This is a genomic window from Rhodopirellula maiorica SM1 (assembly GCF_000346295.1).
Taxonomy (GTDB): domain Bacteria; phylum Planctomycetota; class Planctomycetia; order Pirellulales; family Pirellulaceae; genus Novipirellula; species Novipirellula maiorica.
The window spans coordinates 1-5416 of record NZ_ANOG01000724.1; the positions used below are offsets into that span (position 1 = coordinate 1).

Consider the following 5416-nt stretch of genomic DNA (forward strand, 5'->3'; position numbering starts at 1 on the left):
GCGTGATGACGCTTGTGGAGAAAGGCGTCATCAATGTGGATGACACTGTCTCGCAACACTTACCCGAGTTCGGCAACCACGGCAAGGAACCGATCACGATCAAACAATTGTTGCTGCACACCAGCGGGCTGACCCCTGACAATGCAATCTCGGATTACCAAGAATCGCCCACTGCCGCGATCGACAATGTGATGAATCTGGGACTCAACTACACGCCAGGTTCAAAGTTTCGCTACTCGGACGTCGGCTTCATTGTGCTCGGAGAAATCGTTCGTCGTAAAACCGGAATGGATCTGGACGCGTATTCGCAACAAACGATTTTCCAACCGCTGGGGATGAACGAAACAGGCTACAAACCAACCGCGTCACTGCAACAACGGGCCGCCACCACCGAGCAACGAGGCGGACACTGGATGCAAGGCGAAGTCCACGACCCGCGAGCCTACGCGCTGGGCGGTGTGGCGGGACATGCGGGACTATTCAGCACCGCCTCGGATCTGTCTGGCTATGCAACCGCGATGTGCAACCGAGGAACTCTCGATGACACCATGATCGTTTCAGCGGCCACGTTTGACGCGATGACTGCGTCGTACTCCGTTCCCGGGGACGCGTTGCGAGGACTCGGCTGGGACAAGCAATCGGGATACTCATCCAACCGCGGCAAGACGATGACGGACGCCGCGTTTGGCCATGGTGGTTTTACCGGTACCGCGATGTGGATCGATCCCGAGCTGAAACTCTATGTGATTTTCCTGAGTAATCGAGTTCACCCCAACGGCAAAGGCAGTGTGAATGCGTTGGCCGGACGCATCGGCACCATCGCAGCCGATGCGGTGAAGTAGCGATTGCGGCTTTGCGCTGTTAGGTGCAAATACTTGCGACCGCGTCGCCACAGCTTGGATCGAACTTGGCTATTGATTGCCGATGTACTGATTATAGATCGACCGCTAGTGCCGATCAGTTAGCACAATGATTTCCAGGATCGAGGCGGTTTGGTTTTTAATCATTTTGCCCATCAATCATTTTGTCAACATTGACCGCAGTAAGCAGCCAGAGGCATTAGACCAGCAGTACTTTTCCAGGTCCCAAAGGAACGACAGAAATCCACGTCATGCGCGGCACCGAAGAAAGGAAACGGGTTAAGATGTAAGGATTAAAAAATGGAGGGATGCATGACGGTTTCTTGCCTTTGTCCCGCATATATCGGTCTCCACATCTTTTTGCCCCTCATCTTTTTGCCGGACCTTCAGCATGGCGATTACCGAACGCAATGCGATTACCAGAGGCCGCCTCGACAGCGTCGCAATTCTGGCATCTCAGAGCCTGCAGATCGATTCGTGTTAGTGAGCGGGAATGAGTGTTCCAACAATCCAGTCGTCGGCATCCCTAATTGGCGTGCCATCAAACCTACCATCGCACCTACCGCCAGTGGATCTGCGTGGCGCTCGTGAACAATGATTTGGCAAAATGATTTCCAGGACCGAGGTAGTCTAGTTTTTTAATCATTTTGCCCATCAATCATTTTGCCAACATTGACCGCAGTAAGCAGCCAGAGGCATTAGACCAGCAGTACTTTTCCAGGTCCCAAAGGAACGACAGAAATCCACGTCATGCGCAACCGAAAGCAGCACTGTTACGTTCAGTTCAAATGCGCAGCACCTAGAAAGCAAAGCAGGTTAAAAGATGAGAGGTTAAAAAATGGGGGGATGCATGACGGTTTCTTGCCTTTATCCCGCATATATCGGTCTCCATATCTTTTTGCCCCTCATCTTTTTGCCGGACCGTCAACGGGGTGACCGCCGAACGCAATTGGCGGTGTGCCTGATCACTTCCGCCCGCACATCATTACGGAAATCCAGTCAAATGAAGGCAACCTAAAGTTGCGGCAGCAACACTCAAGCTTCGTCACGGGCAGCCACTCCTCACTCCTCACTCCTCACTCCTCACTCCTCACTCCTCACTCCTCTTTGCAGGCTCGCTTCGAGATCGGAGTACGAGTACCGGCGAACGCCTGAGCACGAGCAGCTGCACGATTTCTTCAGTGGCATAACTGAGCCGCCGCTGAACAGCCCACCGTCAAGACCGACTGGATCGGCTGCTCCAGTCCATCCTCAAGTTCTGTCGCGAATCCCGATGGCCTAGTGTTTTTCTCGTTTCGGCGACGCGCTCTTGCCGTAGTTTTCGGTCGTGTTAACCGAGTGGACCGTCAACTCGGCCCTCTCACGTATGACAAATTCGCTCAATCCGACTCGCGTTTCGTCATTACCCCAATCGTAGGTGTAGCCGAGTCGTGTCCAAGGATAGGCCGGCCCGCTCGACGGTGTGTACCGTGCATCGGCGGTGCTGTGATACCACTGTTTATAACACTCGCTTACCCACACATATCCGCTTACGTCTGGAAATTTGAGCTGCGCCTCGTAATCGGTGATCTCAGGATCAGCGCTTGGACGATACAGATCGTTGGGATTAACCCACAGCTCAACGACAAACTTATGGCCACTGTTCGGCGGCAAACCGAGTAGTTGTTCCAAGCGGCGCGGCAACGTCGTGTCACTTTCACCAGGATCATAATCAACACAAAACTCTTTCAATTTCGGCGCGGCCGTGACCCATAGCGTGTACTTCTCCTGGAACGTTGTACCGGGACTGGGATAGTAAGACTTGTGTGTTGTCCAAGTCGCCACGAGGACTTGCCGGTCGTTGCCGCTGCCCCGCCAAATCAGCTCCTGGTTGCTCTGCAATATCGGTGTGAGTTCGCGTGAGACATTTTCTTCCGTCGCATTTACCGCGTTTTTGACCGCTTGTTGATAACGCTTGGGCAACACAACCGGTTGCGCGTCCGGGTGCGAGTGAAGACTGCTTGAGAAGTCTTTGCCGTGGGGCTTACCGTCAGGTGAATCGGCATCGCCCCGCTGATTGACGAAACAGCAAATAACGCCAAACAGAATCGCTATTGTGAGTCGCATGATCGAATCTCCAGATCGTGGGTGAGTTGTTGTCATCACGAAACCATGGGTTGCGAAGTTCGCCCGAACCACAGATCTCTGAGTTGTCGGGAATCACCTGAGCAGCCTCAAATCAATCGTATAACGTTGGTGGTCACACGGCGGCGTTCAGATCGTTGTGGTCACGAAAAGACGTTGCCACCGCTCGAGTGCACCACTTGGTTTTTATGCTGTGTCTGTATTGCGGATGACTCTCTCAACGGTCTGGCTCCGCAGCCCTTAGATTACTGGCCGAAGTGCGGCTGAGCAACAATCGACCGCGGAGCAGTCGTTTCACAACTCAACCACTGCTGAAATCTTCCTGTCTCCATCTTCCTGCCAACTCCGATCGAGCAAAGAGGCAGGAAAATGACTCTCGGAACCAGTGTTTGCCCAACAGTACCGGGAAGTCCCCGAGCGAGACCGAACCACGCGAACCAAACCAGGCCTCCAACCAAACCAGGCCTCCAACCAAGCATGGAATGCAAGCACGGTGGTCCTCACCTATGACGGACGATTGCTTTTCCATCTGCCAAGCCTCGCAAACCATTCTCGGGTGCACAAACCAGTTATGACAGACCGCCTTCATCGTACTCGTACTCAGCACCGCGGTACTCGTACTTGCACTCGATTTCCAGCATTGTACTGGGTCGGACTCAGCGACGACGTCCAGACGCGAAATCAACCGAGTCGTCATCGATGCGCACTGGATCGAGAGACGGTAAACATCGAGTCGATCGTGGTCGAAGATCGGTTCGGCCTTTGCGGCCCCGTATCGAGATCGGAGTACGAGTACCGGCTGACGCCTGAGCACGAGTACGAGCACGATTTCTTGAGTGGCAAAACGTTTGCGATGTGCGGGCAGTTGGGTTTCCGTTTGAGAACGGCGTCCACCGCCGCTTGCGTCACCATCACATAGCTCTAGTTATTGACTAGCAAATGTAACTAGGCTAATCATCGGCCCACTACCTCTGCGATCTCTGCGTTTGCTGCTTTTTAACGCAGAGGACGCGAAGTCGCAGAGAAACGCAAAGTAACAACAATGTCGTTCGCGCGAATCACACTGCTATAATATTATACGTCACTCAGTACACGCGAAAGATTTTCCAGTTCAAAACCGTCTAATTCGCGAGATCGGGCGCACTCGCTCGTTACCCGCCGTTGGGACGTGGAACAAGACGTTGGGGTGATCGTCGGCTATCGGCTCGCATCGCGACGACCGTCTCTGGATTCAGTGCCGCAGCAAATTGAGGGTGAATTGAAGCACCGGAAGGCAGCAGCAAAACAAGCGGGTTTTTCTTGAGGCGGGACTGAACGGTGTCGAGATCAATCTCTGCTCCCTCGACGGATTGAAATTTCAGTTGGTGTACACCGAAACGCACCAGTTTCGACTGAAGTATCACAACGTCTTGGGTCCGATTTGCCAACTCAGGACGCTCGCGTTGTGATTCCACATGATAGCTTGATTGGGCTGTCTCAAAAAAGATTTTGGCACCCGTGAGAATCATTTCGCGCCCATCACGCAACGGTTCAATCGTCACGTTTACGATCGTCTCCGGAACTGTAAACGAATCTTCAGCCAAGGTGGACGCCGCCGGCATGCAACAGAATATCGCAACCGCGATTTTCACAGCTTTATGTATCACTTCGATCTTCATTTCAGTTGTGCCCCAATCAGCAGTCGGCCATTCAGCCGTCGTTTTGTCTTGGATCGCACTCGTACTCAGCACCGCGGTACTCGTGCTCGTGCTCGACAGGCGTCGGTCAATCGCAGCCGACGGATGCTTTGAAGCATCGATAGGGCGTCCAATATGGCAGGAAAATGTTGGCAGGAAGATGATGAGATTTTCCTGCCATCTAGCGTCACCACAAGAGCCACCGGAGTCGTTCAATAGACGAATGCTATCGAAAGAAAACAAACAAAAGCACGACGATCATGACAACCGTAATGGCCACGTAGCCAAAACGTGCGGAAAGAACGGGAAATACAAACGCGGAACTGACGCCGACGGCAATGGCAACGTGGGTCGCGAGCAAGAACTTGAGTATTGAAGTCACAATGCCGATAGTCGGTAGCCGGTGCGTGAGGAGAATAGTCTCGATAGTCAACAATGCTGGGCATGTCCGTGCTAATTGGCGATGGGGACTTGTAAGGGTTCTCAGCTTCCATCAATTCAGTGCCACAACGTCTGAAATCACGGGGATCGCGCGATGAACCTTCCATCGCCCAAGATCAGTTCGCGTTCTCCCCTGCATTTTATTGCTACCCGTAATAGTTTGACCATCGTGGAAGGTCACGATCAAGGCCCAAGACGACAGATAGCGGCCTGCGATCGCCACAATCAAGCCGGCAATTGTATTCCATCGCGGCGTTATTTGAAATGTTGAGCGACCAGGAAAAGTTGCGATCAAGGTCACCGGTTTCGGCGTAC

Annotated in this window: 3 protein-coding genes; 1 reads left to right on the forward strand and 2 read right to left on the reverse strand. The window is 53.0% G+C overall.

From position 1 onward, the window contains the following. Positions 1–842: serine hydrolase domain-containing protein (locus tag RMSM_RS23415; RefSeq protein ID WP_040769151.1), on the forward strand; the 842-nt coding region annotated here is incomplete at its 5' end. Positions 843–2138: 1296 nt separating this feature from the next. Here RMSM_RS23415 and RMSM_RS23420 read toward each other — a convergent pair. Further along, positions 2139–2966 carry a hypothetical protein gene (locus RMSM_RS23420; RefSeq protein WP_144057898.1) on the reverse strand — a complete coding sequence of 276 codons (828 nt, stop codon included), beginning with the start codon at positions 2964–2966 and terminating at the stop codon, positions 2139–2141. Positions 2967–4135: 1169 nt separating this feature from the next. Next, positions 4136–4714 carry a hypothetical protein gene (locus RMSM_RS23430; RefSeq protein WP_008702300.1) on the reverse strand — a complete coding sequence of 193 codons (579 nt, stop codon included), beginning with the start codon at positions 4712–4714 and terminating at the stop codon, positions 4136–4138. Between the last annotated feature and the right edge of the window lie 702 nt (positions 4715–5416).

Bases quoted from the DNA above. Each gene is read 5' to 3' on its own strand.
- RMSM_RS23420 (WP_144057898.1), bottom strand. From the start codon at position 2,966: ATGCGACTCACAATAGCGATTCTGTTTGGCGTTATTTGCTGTTTCGTC.